13 protein-coding genes are annotated in these 21024 nt (G+C 50.9%); all 13 read right to left on the reverse strand.

Features of this window, described 5'->3' with window-relative positions:
* Positions 1-59 precede the first annotated feature (59 nt).
* The 13 genes from DRJ53_RS07630 to DRJ53_RS07690 all read right to left on the reverse strand — a co-directional run bounded on the left by DRJ53_RS07630 (position 60) and on the right by DRJ53_RS07690 (position 20850).
* On the reverse strand, positions 60-1130 hold the full coding sequence (locus tag DRJ53_RS07630; protein ID WP_114235005.1) for an outer membrane beta-barrel protein: 1071 nt from the start codon (positions 1128-1130) through the stop codon (positions 60-62).
* 190 nt (positions 1131-1320) lie between these two features.
* Positions 1321-2718, reverse strand: a complete 1398-nt coding sequence (locus DRJ53_RS07635) for an ammonium transporter (RefSeq protein ID WP_114235006.1) — start codon at positions 2716-2718, stop codon at positions 1321-1323.
* Positions 2719-2949: 231 nt separating this feature from the next.
* Positions 2950-4521, reverse strand: coding sequence for a glutamate synthase subunit beta (locus tag DRJ53_RS07640; protein WP_241558489.1), 1572 nt, complete (start codon positions 4519-4521; stop codon positions 2950-2952).
* A gap of 30 nt (positions 4522-4551) precedes the next feature.
* Positions 4552-9072: a glutamate synthase large subunit gene (gene gltB, locus DRJ53_RS07645; protein WP_241558490.1), complete on the reverse strand. Its 4521-nt coding sequence runs from the start codon at positions 9070-9072 to the stop codon at positions 4552-4554.
* A gap of 161 nt (positions 9073-9233) precedes the next feature.
* Positions 9234-10487: a threonine ammonia-lyase gene (ilvA, locus tag DRJ53_RS07650; RefSeq protein WP_114235009.1), complete on the reverse strand. Its 1254-nt coding sequence runs from the start codon at positions 10485-10487 to the stop codon at positions 9234-9236.
* A gap of 202 nt (positions 10488-10689) precedes the next feature.
* Entirely contained in the window at positions 10690-11760 is a 1071-nt protein-coding gene (ilvC, locus tag DRJ53_RS07655; RefSeq protein ID WP_114235010.1) for a ketol-acid reductoisomerase, read from the reverse strand.
* Positions 11761-11965: 205 nt separating this feature from the next.
* Positions 11966-12562: an acetolactate synthase small subunit gene (gene ilvN, locus DRJ53_RS07660; RefSeq protein WP_114235011.1), complete on the reverse strand. Its 597-nt coding sequence runs from the start codon at positions 12560-12562 to the stop codon at positions 11966-11968.
* A gap of 130 nt (positions 12563-12692) precedes the next feature.
* Positions 12693-14441, reverse strand: a complete 1749-nt coding sequence (gene ilvB / locus DRJ53_RS07665) for a biosynthetic-type acetolactate synthase large subunit (protein WP_114235012.1) — start codon at positions 14439-14441, stop codon at positions 12693-12695.
* A 36-nt stretch (positions 14442-14477) separates the two neighbouring features.
* Entirely contained in the window at positions 14478-16190 is a 1713-nt protein-coding gene (gene ilvD, locus DRJ53_RS07670) for a dihydroxy-acid dehydratase (protein WP_114235013.1), read from the reverse strand.
* Positions 16191-16379: 189 nt separating this feature from the next.
* On the reverse strand, positions 16380-17495 hold the full coding sequence (gene leuB, locus DRJ53_RS07675) for a 3-isopropylmalate dehydrogenase (protein WP_114235014.1): 1116 nt from the start codon (positions 17493-17495) through the stop codon (positions 16380-16382).
* A gap of 59 nt (positions 17496-17554) precedes the next feature.
* On the reverse strand, positions 17555-18139 hold the full coding sequence (gene leuD / locus DRJ53_RS07680) for a 3-isopropylmalate dehydratase small subunit (protein ID WP_114235015.1): 585 nt from the start codon (positions 18137-18139) through the stop codon (positions 17555-17557).
* Positions 18140-18144: 5 nt separating this feature from the next.
* Entirely contained in the window at positions 18145-19545 is a 1401-nt protein-coding gene (gene leuC / locus DRJ53_RS07685) for a 3-isopropylmalate dehydratase large subunit (RefSeq protein WP_114235016.1), read from the reverse strand.
* A gap of 138 nt (positions 19546-19683) precedes the next feature.
* Complete coding sequence (locus DRJ53_RS07690; RefSeq protein ID WP_114235017.1) at positions 19684-20850, reverse strand: 2-isopropylmalate synthase; 1167 nt, start codon at positions 20848-20850, stop codon at positions 19684-19686.
* Positions 20851-21024 lie beyond the last annotated feature (174 nt).

Genomic DNA, 21024 nt, shown 5'->3' on the forward strand with positions numbered 1-21024 from the left:
TTAAGGGACACCATTTGGTGTCCCTTGTTTTGTTTTTCTCGATGTGAACCTTGGCTGCCTTAGAATGCGTATACCGCGGCAACCAGTGCGCTGGCAGTGCTTTTTTCAGCACCAATTTTGTCGCCTTTTGTATAGATAGCGGTATTTGCGTTTTCAAGGCGGATTTCAGGAATGATGGTGAGTGGTCCTACTTTGAAATTTGCAGAAAGTGTGTTGGAAAAGATGTTGGCTTCCGGTGCCGCTACCACGGCTTTCTCGTTGGAGAAATACTCGGTGCGCCAGGTGAGACCGAAGTTCTCGGTTGGATCTAAGTTGAAATAAAGCGCCGATCCCCACCATTTGCTGCCGTCGCCAAATTTGCCACCATTTTCTTTTGCCTGCAGCGATTGTACGGTTCCGTTATAACCCATGCTGAACTTGTTGGAAATGGCACCGGTTACAGTAATGTCAAACTGGTTCATGCGCTGGCCATCGCCGGGTTTGCCGCCCTGGTAGTTTACATACGCTTTCAACTTGTCGTCGATCATTGAAAGGCTGTATTGCGCAATCAAAAATTTGCGGGCAAAGTTGGCCGATTTCAGGTCGGTGGGGTTGGTTACACCGATCATGAACCCGCTTTTACCCAAAGCAACATCGGCCTTGATGCCGGTGTGTGCAAAGGGGCCGTACGAAAACATGTAACTCATGCTGTAGTTGCGGTTCAGCGTCGGGTCTACCAGTTCGTAGCCCACATGCGTAGCCCAGCTACCAGCCGATAGTTTTACATTGGCCAGTGGGCTGTAGCTTACATAAGCCTGTTTGATTGCGAGCCTTGTTTTGTCATCGGCATAAGAAAATTCTTCGGCTCTTTTGCCAAAGCCAAGATCAGCCACCACGCCTACTTTACCAAAGCTGTGCTCCAGTTTTACCGAAGCCATGTTCAGTTCAAATGAGTTTTGCGAATTGGTAAACGAAGTGAAGTTGTTGAACTGGTCGGTGGCCTTTTTAGGGTTGCTCAGGTTAAAGCGATAGTACACATCTACGTACCCGGATATAGCTAATTTTGGTTGCGCCTCTGTTGAATCCTGAGCATTTACTTGTGTGCAGGTAGCCGCAGCAGCTACTGCTGAAAAGATTATTTTTCGTAACATTGATTTGGTTTTTACGTAAGTAGAAATTAAGGTGCAGCCCATTTGCCTGGATCAGAGGCTTATTCGGTGCTGTGCCTTTTTTGTTTTGGTAAAACGGGGTACAAGTATTGTTAGGCAGGAAGTTGAAAAGGAGAAGGGCCCCAGTGGTTATTGTAGCCCTTCTGCCTTTAGATAGTATTCAGGGCGGGCATTAAATTTCAGAAAGTGCTTCTTCTTCGATCTTTCCTTTTTTATCAACCAGCAGTGTGCCTTGCAGGTATTTTTCGTCGTGCTGCGATGCATCCAGGCCCAGTTCTTCGTCTTCTGGTGCTACGCGCAGCGGTTGGATCAGGTTTACAATTTTAAAGATGACAAACGACATGGCTACGCTGTAAGCCACCACAATGGCCAGTGCTTTTACCTGTGTCAGGAAGAAATCTACATTGCCATACATCAGGCCATCGGCGCCGGCGCCATTGATGGTTTTGGTGGCAAACACGCCAGTCAGCAGCATACCTACCATGCCGCCAATACCGTGGCAGGGAAATACGTCGAGGGTATCGTCCAGTGTAGAGCGTTGTTTGTAGTAAACAGCGAGGTTAGAGATCACCGCGGCAACCACACCGATGGTGATGGATTGCGGAACAGCTACAAAACCAGCCGCAGGCGTAATGGCCACCAGGCCAACCACCGCACCGATGCAAAAGCCCAATACAGAAGGTTTTTTACCGCGCAGTACATCAAAGAACATCCAGGAAAGACCTGCGGCAGCAGCAGCCGTGTTGGTAGTGGCAAAAGCGGAAACAGCCAGTGCGTTGGCACCCAGTGCCGAACCTGCGTTGAAGCCAAACCAGCCAAACCATAGCAAACCGGTTCCAATCAGTACGTAAGGAATGTTTGCAGGCGGAATTTCTTTCTGCTCAAGATGCACCTGGCGGCGTTTCAACACTATGGCGCCAACCAATGCAGCGCAACCAGCAGAAATGTGCACTACGGTACCGCCGGCAAAATCAAGGGCGCCCATTTGAAACAGGAAGCCATCGGGATGCCAGGTCCAGTGTGCAATAGGAGCATAAATCAGCAGGCTAAAAAGGGCTATAAATAAAACATAAGAAGTAAAACGGATGCGTTCGGCCACGGCACCTACCACCAGTCCGGGGGTGATGATGGCGAACATTAATTGGAACATGGCAAACAGTGCCAGTGGGATTGTAAACTTAGTGGCACCGCCAGCCAGTTCAGGAGCGCCGGACAGCACGTTTTTAAAAAACATAAACGTGGTAGGGTCGCCGATAAAGCCGCCTATAGAGTCGCCAAAGCAAAGGCTGAAGCCCACCGTTACCCACAACACGCTTACCACGCCTGTGGCCACGATGCTTTTGATCATGGTAGAGATCACGTTCTTGCGGTGTACCATGCCACCGTAGAAGAAAGCCAGACCGGGCGTCATCAGGAATACCAGGGCCGCTGCAACAATAATCCATGCAATATCGGCGCTATTATAAATTTTGCCACCATCGTCGAAAGTAGGGAGGGAAGGAACGAAGGCTGCGCCTAAGGCAATAACGCCCAGAATAAGGAAGGAAATGGAGCGTTTGAATTTAAGCATACACGTAGCAATTTTAAATTAAATAAAAAACTATCTGTTCGTTTCTATTACTAAATTAAATGTTAACGCGCTAATATTTATTAGTGTAAACAGATATATTATTTCATAATTTATTTCTTACCGCTGGTAATGGGCGTTTTCAAATAATTTTGATTCGGTGAAAAGCGCTCAAAAACAAAAAAGCTGCAACAAGTGCAGCTTTTTAGTGAATTTTACAGTGTATTTTAAATTCTATAATGCGATCAAACTTTGGTCTTTTGACTCCAAAATGGAGTAACCCATCAGGTACTCATCCACTTTGCGGGCACATTCCCGGCCTTCCGAGATCGCCCAAACCACCAGGCTCTGGCCGCGGCGCATATCGCCGGCAGTGAATATTTTACCAATCGAGGTCTGGTACGCTTTCTCCGAAGCTTTCACGTTGCCCCGTTCGTCCAACTCTACGTCGAGTTGGGCCAGCAGTCCTTCTTTTTGCGGATGCACAAAACCCATGGCCAGCAGTGCCAGTTCGCAGGGCATTTCCCGCTCCGATCCCGGAACTTCTACAAAAGAAGCAGGGCGGCCGTCTTCGGTGATCTTCCATTCCAGGTCCACCACTTGCAGGGCCCGCAAGTTGCCCGCTTCGTCGCCCAAAAAGGCTTTGGTGGCTACAGCCCAATGGCGTTCCACGCCCTCTTCATGCGAAGTGGAAGTTTTCAGCACCATGGGGTAGGTGGGCCAGGGCATCGATGCGGCACGGCTTTCGGGCGGCTTGGGCAGCAGCTCAAATTGTGCAATGGATTTGGCGCCGTGCCGGTTGGATGTACCTACACAGTCCGAGCCGGTATCACCGCCGCCAATCACGATTACGTTTTTGCCGGCAGCGTTGAGTTGTTCGGAAAAAATATTGCTTTCGATCTGCGGGTTTGCCAGCGGGTCGAGGCCGGCGTTGCGTTTGTTTTGCTGTTTTAAAAATTGCATGGCAAAATGAACGCCTTTCAGGTCGCGGCCCGGCACGGGCAGGTCGCGGGGCACAGTGGAGCCACCTGCCAGCACAATAGCATTGAATTCACGCAGCAGGTCGTTTACACTCACATTCACGCCTACATTGGCGTTGTATTTAAACGCCACACCTTCCTGCTCCAGCAGTTCTACGCGGCGGTCGATCACCCATTTTTCCAGTTTAAAATCCGGAATGCCGTAGCGGAGCAGTCCGCCCGGCGCATCATCGCGTTCAAAAACGGTAACCAGGTGACCTGCATAATTCAGTTGCGCAGCAGCGGCCATACCAGCGGGGCCGGAACCAATCACAGCTACTTTCTTGCCGGTGCGTACCAGCGGTGCTTTTGGTTTTACCAGGCCTTTTTCAAAAGCAATTTCAATGATGTGCTTTTCAATTTCCTCGATGGTAATGGGCGGCTGGTTGATGCCCAGTACGCAGGCACTTTCGCAAGGGGCGGGGCAAATGCGGCCGGTAAACTCGGGAAAGTTGTTGGTGAGGGAAAGTATTTCGTAGGCTTCTTCCCACGACTTGCGGTACACCGCATCGTTAAACTCCGGGATGATGTTGCCCAGCGGGCAGCCATTGTGGCAAAACGGAACGCCGCAATCCATGCAGCGGGCTGCCTGTTTGTTGAGCTGCTGTTCGGAGTATCGCTCAATAAATTCGTTGTAATCCTGTACCCGCTCCTGCACAGGCCGTTTGGCCGGCAGTTCGCGAGTAAATTCCAAAAATCCTGTGGGCTTACCCATATTGAAGATGATGGTTGATAGATGATTGATGATGGTTTTTAAACCATAAAAACACGCCGGAGCTTTTCGCACTCCATTGTGTTTTTGCGGTTCAAATATTTTTTACACTTTAACGGCCTGCGCTTTTGCCTGGAGCACTTTTTTGTAATCGCGGGGAAACACTTTTACAAAATTGCGCAGCTGGGCATCAAAGTCGTCGAGTACAAAGCGGGCAACAGTGCTGCCGGTGTAGGCAAAATGATTTTCGATCATGTTGCGCAGCTGCACTGCATCTTCGCTGCCTACGGGGTCGAGGTCTACCATTTCGTTGTTGCACAACGTAGCAAAATTGCCAGTTACATCGTATACGTAAGCAATACCGCCACTCATGCCTGCTGCAAAGTTGCGTCCCGTATTACCGAGGATCACCACGCAGCCGCCGGTCATGTACTCGCAGCCATGGTCGCCAACACCCTCTACTACTGCAGTTACGCCGGAGTTGCGTACCGCAAAGCGTTCGCCTGCTTTACCGCGGATGTATGCCGAGCCCGACGTGCCGCCATAAAAGGCCACGTTGCCGATGATGATGTTTTCCTCGGGCACAAATCCTGCGTCGGCCGAAGGGTACACCACCAGCTTGGCGCCTGATAAGCCTTTGCCAAAATAATCATTGGCATCGCCTTCCAGTTCCAGCGTCAGTCCGTTGGTATTAAACGCACCAAAGCTTTGCCCGGCGGTTCCGGTAAACTTGTAGTGGATGGTGTCTTCAGGCAAACCGGCTGCTTTATGCGTTTTCGAAATTTCGTTCGAAAGCATGGTGCCGATGCTGCGGTCGGTGTTGATGCACTTAAACTCCTGGTACACTTTTTCGCTGCGTTCCAGGGCTGGTTTTGCTGCTTCAATCAGTTTCCAGTCCAGCACATTGGCAATGCCGTGGTCCTGCTCTTCCTGCTTGTACAAACCGGTGTACAGCGATGCGGGTTCTTTGTATAAAATCGGGGAAAGATCAAGCTTGCTGTATTTCCAGTGGCTTACGTCGTTGCGGGGCTCCAGGCAATCAACCTGGCCCACCATTTCGTTGATGGTGCGGAAGCCCAGTTCAGCCATAATTTCCCGCAGTTCCTGCGTAATGAATTTAAAGAAATTCACCACGTGCTCTGCATCGCCATTAAAGCGTTTGCGCAGCTCCGGATCTTGCGTAGCTACACCCACCGGGCAGGTGTTAAGGTGACATTTACGCATCATGATGCAGCCTTCCACCACCAGTGCGGCAGTGGCGATGCCCCATTCTTCGGCACCCAGCAGGGTGGCAATGGCAATGTCGCGACCGGTTTTCATTTGACCGTCGGCCTGAACCACCACGCGGCTGCGCAGTTTATTTTTTACCAGGGTCTGGTGTGTTTCGGCAAGGCCCAGTTCCCAGGGCAAACCAGCATGTTTGATGGAGCTCAGCGGCGAAGCACCAGTGCCGCCATCGTGGCCGGCAATCAGCACCACATCGGCTTTTGCTTTGGTAACGCCGGCTGCAATGGTGCCCACGCCTGCTTTTGATACCAGTTTTACAGAAATGCGGGCTTCGCGGTTGGCATTTTTCAAATCAAAAATCAACTGCGCCAAATCTTCAATCGAGTAAATGTCGTGGTGCGGAGGCGGAGAGATCAAACCTACGCCAGGAGTGGCGTGGCGTACTTTTCCGATCCATTCGTCCACTTTGTGGCCGGGCAGCTGGCCGCCTTCGCCGGGCTTGGCACCCTGCGCCATTTTGATCTGCAGCTCGTCGGCCATGGTGAGGTAGTAAGACGTTACCCCAAAACGGGCCGAGGCTACCTGTTTGATTGCCGAACGCATCGAGTCGCCGTTGGGCAGCTTTTCGTAGCGCAGCTCGTCTTCGCCACCTTCGCCGGTATTGCTTTTACCGCCCAGGCGGTTCATGGCAATGGCCAGTGTGCTGTGGGCTTCATGCGAAATGGAGCCAAACGACATAGCGCCGGTAGCAAAGCGTTTGTAAATATTCTCGGCCGATTCTACTTCGTCGATGGAAATAGAAGGACGGTTGCGTTTGAACTGGAAGAGGCCGCGCAGTGTTGCCGCTTTTTCGGTTTGCTCATTTACCAGTTTCGAATATTTTTTGAACGTGTTGTAATCGTTCAGCCTCGTGCTGTATTGCAGCAGGTGAATGGTTTGCGGGTTGAACAGGTGGTATTCACCTTTGCGTTTCCACTGGTAAATGCCGCCAACGGGCAGGCGGTCAACCGGCAGTTCTTTTTGCGAAAATGCCAAGTTGTGTTTGGCCAAAGTTTCCCGTGCTATTTCGTCGAGGCCCATGCCTTCAATGCGGGAAACAGCGCCGGTAAAATATTTATCTACCACCGAACGGTTGATGCCGATAATCTCGAAGATCTGTGCACCCTGGTACGATTGCAGCGTGGAGATGCCCATTTTAGAGAACACCTTCAGCAGCCCTTCGTTAACCGCTTTTACATAATTTTTTTTCAGGTAATCGGGGTCGAGGTTTGTTTCCAGCAAGCCCTGCAGCTTCATGTCGCGGATGGACGAAAGCGCCAGGTATGGGTTGATGGCCGTGGCGCCAAAGGCAACCAGGCAGGCAAAATGATGCACTTCCCAGCAGTCGCCGGCTTCCACCACCAAGCCTACCTGTCCACGTTTTCCTTTACGGATCAGGTGATGGTGCACCGCCGCCGTTGCCAGCAAGGATGGAATGGGGGCGTGGTCGGAGTCGATGGCACGGTCGGAAAGGATCAGGACTTCAAAACCATCATCCACCGCATCTACTGCGTAGCGGCAAAGTCGCTCCAGGCCGCGTTGCAGCGAGCCGGGTTTGCCATCGGCGCGGAAATAAAGCTGCAATGTTTTTGCCTGGAAAATGCCGGTATCGATCGAGCGGATTTTTTCCAGCTCGTGGTTATTCAGGATGGGCTGTTTCAACGCCACAGTGTGACAAGCAATGGGATCTTCCGTAAGCAAACTACCGTTGTTGCCCACAAACGTGGCCAACGACATTACCAGCCGTTCGCGGATGGGATCGATGGGCGGGTTGGTAACCTGTGCAAACAGTTGTTTAAAATAAGAAGTGAGGTGCTGCGGCTGGTCGCTCAGCACGGCCAGCGGCACATCGGTACCCATCGAGCCAATGGGCTCCTTGCCGTCCAGCGCCATTGGCGCAATGATGTTTTCGAGGTCTTCGGTGCTGTAGCCAAAAGCTTTTTGGTACTTGAACACCTGCTCATGCTCGAGGTGCGTAAAGGTTACGCGGGGCTCGGGCAACTCCTCGAGGCGGATCTTGTATTTGTTCAAAAACTCTGCATAAGGCTTTTGGCCGCAGATGGTTTGTTTCAGCTCGTCGTCGGAAATGATGCGGCCCTGCTCCATGTCCACCACGAACATTTTGCCGGGCTGCAGGCGGCCTTTTTCAATCACAATTTTCGGGTCAACGGGCAGTGCGCCGGTTTCCGAGGCCATAATTACGCGGTCGTCGTTGGTAACAGCGTAGCGGGAGGGGCGCAAACCGTTGCGGTCGAGGGTGGCGCCAATGATTTTTCCGTCGGTAAACGAAATAGAGGCGGGGCCATCCCAAGGCTCCATAAAGGAAGCGTGGAATTCGTAAAATGCTTTTTTTACCGGGTCCATCAGGTCGTTGCCGTCCCATGCTTCGGGGATCAGCATCATCATCACATGCGGCAGCGACCGGCCGCAGAGCGCCAGCAGTTCAATCATGTTGTCGAGGCTGGCCGAGTCGGATTGTCCATCCGAAACGATCGGCAGCAGCATCTCCATCTCCTCGCGGGAAAAGTATGGCGTGGTAAAATTGCGTTCGTTAGTTTTCAACCAGTTCAGGTTGCCCTGTACCGTGTTGATCTCACCGTTGTGGGCAATAAACCGGAACGGCTGTGCCAGTTTCCACGAAGGAAAAGTGTTGGTGGCAAAACGGCTGTGCACCAGGCCAAACGCCGAAACTACCCGCTTGTTTTGCAGGTCGGGGAAATAGCCACGCACCTGGTTGGAGGTAAGCTGGCCTTTGTACACCACGGTTTTGTACGAAAGCGATGCAATGTAAAACCCGATGTTGTCGCGTTTTACGGTATTGTTGATGAGGTGCGATGCGTAGTTGCGCAGCACAAACAATTTACGTTCAAATTCTTCAGGGTTCGAAATATGGTCGGGCGATGCAATAAACACCTGCTCCATTTCGGGCTCCACCGAAAGGGCGGTGGCACCAATGCCATCGGGGTTAACGGGAACCTTGCGGTATGCAATGATTTCGAGGCCAAGCTTTTCGGCGGCGCGGTTAAAAATATCGCGGCATTCTTCCTTCAGCCTGATGTCTTTGGGAAAAAACAGCACGCCTACGCCGTAGCGGCCAAATGAAGGCAGGTGTACGCCCAGCTTCACGCATTCGTCGAAGAAAAATTCATGGGGTGTCTGGATCATGATACCGGCGCCGTCGCCGGTGTTGTTTTCGCAGCCGCAGGCACCGCGGTGCTCCATGTTTTCGAGGATGGTAAGGGCATCAGAAATATGCTGATGTGATTTGTGCCCTTTAATATTGGCCACAAAGCCAATGCCACAGGAGTCGCGTTCAAATGCGGGAGAATATAATCCGGTGTTGCCAGCCATACGCTTCATTGATATATTTAAAAAAATGTCGGTTGCCCGAAAAATCAGTCATTAATCATATGGTGGGGCAATCGCTTGAAATTACAACAAAAACAGCATTTCATTAAATAAAATATAGAAATGCGTGTGAAAAAAAGCGGATTCTTTAAAAGAAATGTCTTTTATGGTGATTATACGAGGTAGCCGAATAGGTTATCGTTCTTATTTAGTTCGGTGTAGTTGATGCCGTAATGGTTCATATTGGTGAGCAGCACTTCATAATCGGTTTTCGATTGCAATTCAATGCCTACCAACGCAGGGCCGGTTTCTTTGTTGTGCTTTTGCATGTACTCAAACCGCACAATGTCGTCGGTGGGGCCCAGTACATGGTTTACAAACTCTTTCAGTGCGCCGGGGCGCTGTGCAAAGCGGATGAGGAAATAGTGCTTCAGCCCTTCGTATTGCAGCGACCGTTCTTTGATCTCCTGCATACGGGCAATATCGTTGTTCGATCCGCTGACCACGCATACCACGGTTTTGCCCCTGATTTCATCGGCAAAATGATCCAGTGCGGCAATGGACAATGCGCCGGCGGGTTCTACCACCAGTGCATCTTCGTTGTATAATTTGAGAATGGTGGAGCAAACCTGTCCTTCGGCTACGAGGTGCATTTCATCGAGCACTTCTTTGCAAATGGAAAAGGTGATTTCGCCCACGCGTTTTACGGCAGCGCCGTCTACAAAGCGTTCAATGTTTTCTAACGTCACCGGATGGCCTGCATCCAGTGCGGTTTTCATCGATGGCGCACCTTCCGGTTCCAAGCCGATGATTTTTGTTTTGGGCGAAAAGTTTTTAAAATAACTGCCGACACCTGCGGCCAGTCCGCCGCCGCCAACCGGCACAAAAATATAATCAATGTCCGACTGGTCTTCGAGTATTTCCAATCCTACGGTTGCCTGCCCTTCAATGATGCGCAGGTCATCAAACGGGGGAATGAACGTAAGGCCGTTGGCCAGTGTGTATTCTTTTGCAGCAGCCGCGCAATCGTCAAAAGTGTCGCCTACGAGTTTGATCTCGATAAAGCCTTCGCCAAACATTTTGGTTTGCTGCACTTTTTGCTGCGGCGTGATGATGGGCATGAACACCACACCACGAATGCCTTTTTTGCGGCACGAGTAAGCAAAGCCCTGAGCATGGTTTCCGGCCGATGCACACACAACACCATGTTCGAGCTGCTCCTGCGGCAGCGATGCGATCATGTTGTAGGCACCGCGCAGTTTATAAGAACGTACCACTTGCAGGTCTTCGCGTTTGAGCAGAATGGTGGCGCCATACTTTCGGGACAAGTTGTGGCTGTAGGCCAGCGGTGTGCGGGTCACTACTTTTTTTAAACGCTCTGCTGCACCTGCAACATCCAGTGCGGGTAGGGTGTGGGTCGATGTCATTGATACTTTTTGGAAATCGTGAAACGTGAAAAGTCAAACGTGAAAAGTAGCGTTGCTACAAGCATTGTGTAATACAAATGCTGATGAGCGTTACAGGTGTTGAATGGAGCGTCGCAACTAAAGTTTCATAGTAGCATTGCCGCTCGTTCAATAAACCATTTTATCTCTTCACGTTTGGCGTTTCACGTTTCACGAATATGATTTATGCTGTTGCGTCGGCTTCAACCTTTTGGTTTTCCGGACGCAGGCTGCGTACGGTTTTGCCGGCTTGCCACATTTCGCTTTCGCGCAATTCTTTCAATTCCACTTCTAACTTCTCGCGGTAATCAGGCTGCGAGTTGGAGTCGATTGAACGCTGCGATTCTTTACCGGTTTCCACACTTTCGTACAGTTCGCGGAAAACAGGGGCGGTTGCATCGCGGAACTTTTTCCACCAGTCCAGTGCGCCGCGCTGAGCGGTAGTAGAGCAGTTGGCGTACATCCAGTCCATACCGTTTTCGGCCACCAGCGGCATCAGGCTCTGGGTCAGTTCTTCAACGGTTTCGTTGAATGCTTCGGAAGGCGTGTGGCCTTTGTCGCGCAGCACTTGATATTGTGCTGCAAAAATGCCCTGGATGGCGCCCATCAAGGTACCGCGTTCGCCGGTAAGATCGGAGTATACTTCTTTGCGGAAATCGGTTTCGAACAGGTAGCCACTGCCTACGGCGATACCCAGTGCAATAACCCGCTCTTTAGCGCGGCCGGTTGCATCCTGGTAAATGGCATAAGAAGAGTTGAGGCCACGGCCCTGCAGGAACATACGGCGCAGTGAAGTGCCCGAACCTTTTGGTGCTACCAGGAATACATCCACATCGGACGGCGGAATGATGCCAGTTTGCTCGTTGAACGTGATGCCAAAGCCATGCGAAAAATACAGGGCTTTGCCTGGCGTGAGGTGTTTTTGCACGGTAGGCCACAGGGCAATCTGGGCGGCATCGCTCAGCAGGTAGCAAATGATGGTACCGCGTTGGAGCGCTTCTTCAATTTCAAAAAGAGTTTCACCGGGTACAAAACCATCTGCGATTGCCTTATCCCAAGTCTTTGAGTTTTTGCGCTGGCCAACGATCACGTTGATGCCATTGTCTTTTTGGTTGAGTGCCTGGCCGGGACCTTGAACACCGTAACCGATTACGGCTACTGTTTCATTTGCTAAAACCTGTTGTGCCTTGGAAAGCGGGAACTCGTCGCGGGTTACTACGTTTTCCTCAACACCACCGAAATTTAATTTTGCCATGGTTGATTGTTGTTTATGAGTGCTTGTGTTTTGTTTATTTCGTAAAAGTCTGGGAGGCCAAAATTTCGGATTTGCGATTTCGGATTTCGGAAGGTGCACTCCAGTGGTACACTTGTTGTTTTTAATAAATCCGCAATCCGAGATCGTCAATCGTAAATCTGGTTTTACTGGTCAGGCCACTCCAAGTGGCCTGACCAGTAAAACATCAATATCCTGTGTCCGGAAACAGCGCTTCGCGCTGGCTCAGGTATTCGTTTTCGATCACTTCCTCGCCGGGTTCGGCTTCTTCAAACTCTTTTAGTTTGTCGTGGAAACCTTTGCTGGCTTTGATAATGGCCACACGGGCCGTCCGTACAAACTCGATAAGCCCATAAGGTGCCAATACTTCCACCAGTTTGTCAGTTTCCTCGCGGTGGCCGGTGGCTTCAAACACCGTGTAATCTTTGCGGATCACAACTGCACGGGCACCGTACTGGCGCAGCAGGCGTTCTACTTTTACCTTTTCGGCAATTTCGTCGGTGGGCACTTTGTACAGCGCCATTTCCTGCCATACAATTTCTTCCGGCGTGTTGTAGTATGCTTTCAACACTTCCACCTGTTTTTCGATCTGGCGTACTAGTTTGTGCACTACTTCTTCAGTTTCATCGATCACGATGGTGAAGCGGTGGATGCCTTCGATCTCGGAAGGAGAGGTGTTGAGCGAATCAATGTTGATTTTGCGGCGCGAAAAAATAATGGCGATGCGGTTGAGCAGGCCAATATGGTTTTCGGTATAAACGGTGATGGTATATTCCTGTTTCATGATGCCTTTGTTGAATGATGTGTTAGCCGATGAAGTGTGCGACGCAACCGGTGCTGAACAGTGCTACTGTAGCTGGCTACATAAAAGCGCTTATTCTTCGCCGTTACTTTCGCAGTTCTAGTGAAAAAGATTACTGCAAGCGGATCTCCGATACGCTGCAACCTTGCGGCACCATCGGGAACACGTTGTTTTCTCTGCCCACCATCACTTCCAGTAAATACGATCCGTTGTGCTCCAGCATAGCTTTCAGGGCGGCTTTCAGGCCTTCGCGCTGCGCCACTTTTTGTCCTTCAACGCCGTAGCTTTTTGCCAGCATCACAAAGTCGGGCGAAGTGATGTTTACAAACGAATAGCGGCGGTCGTGAAACAGTTGTTGCCACTGGCGCACCATGCCCAAAAACTCGTTGTTAAGGATGAGGATCTTTACATTCACATCGAACTGCATGATGGTGCCCAGTTCCTGCAGCGTCATTTGAAAACCGCCATCGCCGATGATGGCTACAACGGTACGCTGCGGTGCGCCGTACTTAGCGCCAATGGCTGCTGGCAGTGCAAAACCCATGGTGCCGAGGCCGCCCGATGTTACATTGCTTTTCGATGCGTTGAACTTGGCATAGCGGCAGGCCACCATCTGGTGCTGGCCTACATCGGTAACAATTACGGCATCGCCGTTGGTGAGTTCGTTGAGCGCTTCCAGCACTTCGGCCATGCTCATGATCTCGGTGTCGGGGTTTTTCTCAGGCTGTATGCAAATCTGCTCTTCCTGGTTGCGGAACTCATTGAACTTTTCGAGCCATTGAGGATACACTTTTTGCTCGATCAATTCGGTGAGCATCGGCAGGGTTTCTTTACAGTCGCCCCAAACCGGAACAGTTGCTTTTACATTCTTGTCAATTTCGGCAGGATCGATGTCCAGGTGGATCACTTTTGCCTGCTTCGCATATTTATCGAGGCGGCCGGTAACGCGGTCATCGAAACGCATGCCGATGGCAATGAGCACATCGCATTCGTTGGTGAGTACATTGGGGCCATAGTTGCCGTGCATGCCCAGCATGCCCACGTTTTGCGGATGATCGGTAGGTAATGCGCTCAGGCCCATGATGGTCCAGGCAGCAGGAATGCCCGATTTTTCAACAAATTGTTTGAACTCTTTTTCAGCCTTGCCCAGGATGATACCCTGGCCAAAAAGTATGAATGGTTTTTCTGCGCTGTTGATCAGGCGTGCCGCTTCCTCCACATATTCTTTGCGTACAATGGGCTTGGGGCGGTAGCTGCGAATATGGTTGCAAGGCGTGTAACCGCTGTAGGCAAATTTTTGCAGCTGCGCATTTTTGGTAATGTCAATCAGCACCGGGCCGGGCCTGCCGCTGCGGGCAATGTAAAAGGCCTTGGCCATTACCTCCGGGATTTCGGAAGCATCGGTAACCTGGTAGTTCCATTTGGTTACCGGCGTGGTAATATTGATTACATCGGTTTCCTGGAAGGCGTCGGTGCCCAGCAGGTGTGCAAACACCTGGCCGGTGATGCAAACCAGCGGCGTGCTGTCGATCTGTGCATCGGCCAGGCCGGTAACCAGGTTGGTGGCGCCGGGTCCGCTGGTGGCAAACACCACGCCTACCCGACCCGATGTGCGGGCATAGCCCTGGCCTGCATGGATGCCGCCCTGCTCGTGGCGCACCAGTATGTGCTCGATCTTTTCGTTGTAATCGTACAGCGCATCATAAATAGGCATAATGGCGCCCCCGGGATATCCAAAAATGGTATCAACGCCTTCGGCAATGAGTGCTTCCAGCACAGCCACGGAGCCCGATACTTCCTGAAGGGGATTTGGGGTTTCGGCTGGCTGCTGAATTTCGGCGTTGAGTGTTTGCGTAGTCATATGCTACAAGTTTATGCGGTCAAGAAAGAAAATGATTTATGCTTCGTCGGTAACGCAACCGTTGGCGGCATTTTTTACGCTTTGTGCGTATTTAAAAAGCAAGCCTTTTGTTGCTTTTGGCTGCGGCTGCTGCCATTGTGCCCTGCGGCCCAACAGCTCGCCGTCGCTCAGTTTCACCGATATCGTATTGTTTACTGCATCGATGGTGATGGTGTCGCCATCCTGCACCAGTGCTATGTTGCCGCCTTCGTAGGCTTCGGGGGTAATGTGGCCCACCACAAAACCGTGGGTGCCGCCACTGAACCGGCCATCCGTGATGAGCGCTACCGATTTGCCTAAACCTGCGCCAATGATGGCTGATGTTGGTTTTAGCATTTCGGGCATGCCGGGTCCACCTTTAGGTCCTACGTAGCGGATAACGACGACATCACCGGGTTGGACTCGGCCGCTTTGGATGCCGGCAATGAGTTCCTGTTCGCCATCAAATACACGGGCGGGGCCTTCAAAGCGTTCGCCTTCTTTGCCACTGATTTTTGCAACCGAGCCGCCTTCGGCCAAGTTGCCATACAATATTTGTAGATGTCCTGATGCTTTCAAAGGTGTTTCCAGCGGCAGGATGATTTTTTGTGTTTCAAAATCCAGTTCAGGAACATCGGCCAGGTTTTCCGCTACGGTTTTGCCGGTTACCGTAAGGCAGTCGCCATGCAGCAAACCTTTTTGCAACAGGTACTTCATTACTGCAGGCACACCGCCGTGCTGGTACAAATCCTGCATCAGGTATTTGCCGCTCGGTTTAAAATCGGCCAGCACCGGTGTGCGGTCACTGATGGCTTGAATGTCGTCTTGCGTCAGAGGGACATCCACACTGCGGGCCATAGCAATCAGGTGCAGCACCGCGTTGGTAGAACCACCCAGCACAATGATGGTAACAATGGCGTTTTCAAAAGCCTTGCGGGTCATGATGTCCGAAGGCTTAATATCTTTTTCGAGCAACAGGCGGATGGCTTTACCTGCTTCGAGGCATTCCCGTTTTTTATCTTCAGAAATTGCGGGGTTGGAAGAAGAGTACGGCAGGCTCATGCCCAGTGCTTCGATGGCCGCGGCCATTGTGTTGGCCGTGTACATGCCTCCGCAGGCACCAGCGCCGGGGCAGGATGCTTTTACCACGCATTTAAAATCTTCGGGCGTGATGGTACCGGCAATTTTTTGACCGAGTGCTTCAAACGCCGAAACAATATTCAGATCCTGGCCGTTGTGATGGCCCGGAGCGATGGTACCGCCATATACCATGATGGCAGGGCGATTCAAACGGCCCATGGCAATGATGGAACCAGGCATGTTTTTGTCGCAACCAGGCAGTGCAATCACGCCATCGTAATATTGAGCGCCGCAAACGGCTTCAATGGAATCAGCAATTACATCACGGCTCACCAGCGAATAGCGCATGCCATCGGTGCCATTGCTCATGCCGTCACTCACGCCAATGGTGTTGAAGATGAGGCCCACGAGGTCGTTGTCCCAGGTGCCTTGCTTTACAATTTTAGCCAGGTCGTTGAGGTGCATGTTGCAGGTATTGCCATCGTAGCCCATGCTCACTATGCCTACCTGTGCCTTGTTCATGTCGTCATCGCTGAGGCCAATGCCATACAGCATGGCCTGTGCCGCGGGTTGGGTTTCGTCCTGCGTCAGCACACGGCTGTATTTGTTCAAAATGCCATTGCCTGCCTGTGGTGTTGTTGCGTCGCTCATTGTTTGTCTAAAATTTTGATGCAGTATGTTTCAAAAAAAACCGCCTTTCCAGTGGAGGCGGTTTTTATATGGTAGTAAAAAGTAAACGCCTCCAGTTTATGCCGGAATAATAATGACCACGACAGCAATAATGCCTACGGCTATATGTGCAATGGTGGAAATCATTTTCAATCCTTTAATCTGTGGTTGTTATATGATGGTTGATTTGCGCAGCTCGATGTTGTTGCGGTTCACTTCGGTGTTCACGCGGTTGTGTACATAGTCGGCAATCAGTTCGCCGATGGTGGAAGTGAAGTAATAGTTCACGCCGTCGATGTCTTTTGTTACAAAGCCATTGCTCAAGGCCCAGGCCACACCCGAACGTACAATTGCTGCTTCTTCGAGCAAGTTAAAATACTCCAGCATCATAGCTGCAGAAAGAATGGAACCGGTGGGGTTGGCAATGTCCTTTCCGGCAGCTTGCGGGTAAGAACCATGAATGGGCTCGAATAGCGCAGTAGCAGCACCCACCGAAGCAGAAGGCAACAAGCCTAATGAACCAGAAATAACCGAAGCTTCATCGGAAAGAATATCGCCAAACATGTTCTCTGTAAGCATTACATCGAACTGCTTGGGGTTAACGATGATCTGCATGGCCGCGTTGTCTACAAACAAAAAGTCAACCTGCACATCGCTGTACTGCGGTGCAATTTCCTGCACTACTTTGCGCCACAGGCGTGATGTTTCCAACACGTTGGCTTTATCAACAAGCGTCAATTTCTTGCGGCGCTGTTGTGCTGCTTTAAAAGCCAAGTGTGCTATACGTTCGATCTCGGGTTTGGAATAAACACAGAGGTCGGAAGCTTCGCTATAATCGTCTGCCACTTTCTTTTCACCAAAATAAATGCCTCCGGTCAGTTCGCGGTAAATTACAAAGTCAACGTTCTCGAGTTGCTTTGCTTTCAATGGCGACAAATGTTCTAGTGCAGGATAAGTATTTACGGGGCGGATGTTGGCAAACAGTTGCAGCGATTTGCGCAGCTTCAGCAGCCCCTGCTCCGGACGCACCTTTGCTGTGGGGTCGTTGTCGTATTTGGGATGGCCTATGGCGCCAAACAAAATCGCATCAGCATTTAAGCACACTTCAATGGTTTCGTCGGGCAGCGGGTTGCCGGTTTTGTCAATAGCATCGGCACCCATCAGGCAATAGGTGTAATTGAACTGGTGGCCAAACTTTTCACCAATGGCATTCAGCACCCTGATTGATTGGGCGGTTACCTCCGGGCCAATCCCATCACCGTTTATGACTGCAATATTTTTATTCACACTAGTATTTTTAGAAAGCTTCAAATATTTTCTTGCGGCTTGAAGCTGATAACTTGTTGCTAGTTTCTAGCTGTTTCAAATGCCTCAATCTCACTCTTCATGCTCAGCAGATAATCAATGTCGTCGTATCCATTGAGAAGACAGGTTTTCTTATAGTTGTTGATCTCAAACTGTTCGTGAGCACCAGTTGCATCGATGGTGATGGTTTGTGCTTCGAGGTCAACAGTCAAAGTTGCATCCGGGCCCTGCTCAAAAATTTGCTGCAAAAAGCCTTCGCTGACCTGTACCGGCAGCACGCCGTTGTTGAGTGCGTTGTTTTTAAAAATGTCGGCGAAAAATGACGACACCACTACTTTAAAACCATAATCCAGTACAGCCCATGCCGCATGTTCTCGGGATGATCCACAACCAAAATTTTTACCGGCTACTAAAATTTCGCCGCGGTATAATGGGTTGTTAAGGACAAAATCTTTTTTCGGCTTTGTTTCATCGTCAGCCTCATAACGCCAGTCGCGAAACAGGTTTTTGCCAAATCCATCGCGGGTGGTTGCTTTTAAAAAGCGGGCCGGAATGATCTGGTCGGTATCTACCTGCTCCAGTGGCAGCGGAACGAATGTGCTATGTACAATTCTTATGGGTTGCATTCAGATTATCCTAAAAGTTCACGAACATCGGTTACTACTCCGGTGATGGCTGCGGCCGCTGCAGTGAGCGGGCTGGCCAACAGTGTGCGGGCACCGGCGCCTTGCCTTCCTTCAAAGTTTCTGTTGGAAGTGGAAATGCAATATTCGCCTGCGGGCACTTTGTCTTCATTCATGCCGAGGCATGCGCTGCATCCGGCCTGACGTACTTCAAAGCCGGCGGCTTCAAAAATTTTATCGAGCCCTTCGGCACGTACCTGCTCGGCCACTTGCTGCGAGCCGGGAACGATCATTACTTTAACATTGTCGTTCTTGCGGCGACCTTTTACCACATCGGCCACCAGGCGCAGATCTTCAATACGGCTGTTGGTGCAAGAGCCAATGAACACATGTTGCACCGGCATGCCTTTAATGGCTTTGCCCTCTTGCAGGCCCATATATTCCAGCGCTTTTTTCAGGTTGCGTTTTTCGCCTTCCGAAAGTGTTTCGGTAGTTGGAATTGCATCGTTAATGCCAATGCCCAGGCCCGGGTTGGTGCCCCAGGTAATCATGGGTTCGATATCGGCTGCATTGATGTTGATCTCGTGATCAAATTGTGCATCCGCATCTGAATACAACTCTTTCCATTCGGCCAGTTTTTTATCCCATACTTCGCCTTTGGGGGCAAAAGTGCGGCCTTGCACATAGTCAAATGTGGTTTGGTCCGGAGCGATAAGTCCGCCGCGGGCTCCCATTTCAATGCTCATGTTGCAGATGGTCATGCGGCCTTCCATGCTCAGCGAGCGGATGGCCGAACCGGCATACTCCACAAAAAAGCCGGTGGCCCCGCTGGCAGAGATCTGCGCAATGATGTAGAGGATAATATCTTTTGCAACAACGCCTTTGGCTAGTTCGCCTTCAACGTTGATGCGCATCAGTTTGGGTTTGCTTTGCATGAGGCATTGCGTAGCCAACACCATTTCTACTTCCGATGTGCCAATGCCAAATGCAATGGAACCAAAGGCGCCATGTGTGGAAGTGTGGCTGTCGCCGCAAACGATGGTCATGCCTGGTTGGGTGAAGCCCAGTTCTGGCCCGATAACATGCACAATGCCCTGGTAGCGGTGACCAAGGCCGTATAATTCAATGCCGTGATTGGCGCAGTTCTCGATCAGTTTTTCTACCTGTTTGCGCGACAGTTCTTCGCGGATGGGCAGGTGTTGGTTGATGGTGGGCACGTTGTGGTCGGCGGTGGCTACCACCTGCTGCGGACGCGCTACAGGAATGCCTCTTTTCTCCAGCCCGGCAAACGCCTGCGGAGAAGTTACTTCGTGAATGAGGTGCTTGTCGATATATAACACGTCTGGTCCGCCTTCAATAGAGCGAACCACATGTTTTTCCCAAATTTTTTCTACTAAGGTCTTACCCATGGGGAGTGTGAAATATTGTTCTTTCGTGAAACGTGAAACGTCAATCGTGAATGGTCAATGGTCAATGTTGTTTTCACTATCAACTACGAACTGTTAACTATCAACTCAATCATCTACCATCCATCATCCATCATCTTTCTACGCCACCACTGCTTCCTTCTGATATGCTTTCGAAATAGCGACCAGGTCGTCTTCCAGCACTTCTTTTTTAGCGTCGGCTACTTTCAGAAATTCCTGGTACAAAACGTCGATGTCGTTGCGGGTGTATTGAAAGCCCAGTTTCTGCAGGCGGTGCGCCAATGCGCTGCGGCCGCTGCGGGCTGTGAGCACGATCTTGCTTTCTTCGGCGCCCACTTCTACGGGGTTGATGATCTCGTAGGTCTGCGCATCTTTCAAAAAGCCGTCCTGGTGAATGCCGGACGAATGTGAAAATGCGTTGCCGCCAACAATGGCTTTGTTGGGTTGCACCGGCATGCGCATAACATCGCTTACCATGCGGCTCAGCGGGTTCAGCATTTTGGCGTTTACATTGGTGTAGAGGCCAAGCTTGTGCTGTTGCAAAATCATCACCACTTCTTCCAGTGCAGTGTTGCCTGCACGTTCGCCAAGGCCGTTGATGGTGCACTCGATCTGGCGGGCACCGGCTATTACGCCGGCAATGGAATTGGCAGTGGCCAACCCAAGATCGTTGTGGCAATGACAGGAGAGGACCGCTTTATCTACATTGGGCACGTTGTTGACGAGATAAGCGATTTTTTCTCCGTACTGATGGGGCAAACAATAGCCAGTCGTATCTGGGATATTAACGGTAGTGGCGCCGGCTGCAATAACAGCCTCCACTACCCGGGCTAAAAATTCGTTGTCGGTGCGGCCGGCATCTTCTGCATAAAACTCTACGTCGTCGGTAAAGTTGCGGGCCCATTTCACGGCCTGGATGGCACGCTGCAAAATCTCTTCGCGGGTAGCATTAAATTTTGCTTTGATGTGCAGGTCGGAAGTGCCGATGCCGGTATGGATTCTTTTGCGGGCCGCGGGCTTCAGTGCCTCGCCGGCCACTTCAATATCTTTTTGCACCGCACGGCTGAGGCCGCAAACGGTAGCGTTTTTTACAATTTTAGCAATGGCATTTACCGACTCAAAATCGCCGGGAGACGAAATAGGGAAACCCGCTTCAATAATGTCTACACCCAAAGCCTCGAGTTGGAGGGCCAGCTCAATTTTTTCGGAAGTATTCAGCTTACAGCCGGGTACTTGTTCGCCATCGCGCAGGGTAGTGTCGAAAATATAGACTTTGTTATCGGCCATAGAATAAAGTTCTTTTTCGCGAGGCGCCTCACGTGGGCCTGCTGCTTTTTGATGGTTTTCGTTTCAACGCCGGCGGGTTTAAAAAATGCCTGATCGAAACAATCAGGCCCATTCACCCTTAACATCTATTTCGGAGCGGAAAAATTTTAGAGCGGGCCGGTATTAACGATTGCT

It is taken from the genome of Paracnuella aquatica (assembly GCF_003332885.2).
Classification (GTDB): Bacteria; Bacteroidota; Bacteroidia; order Chitinophagales; family Chitinophagaceae; genus Flavisolibacter; species Flavisolibacter aquaticus.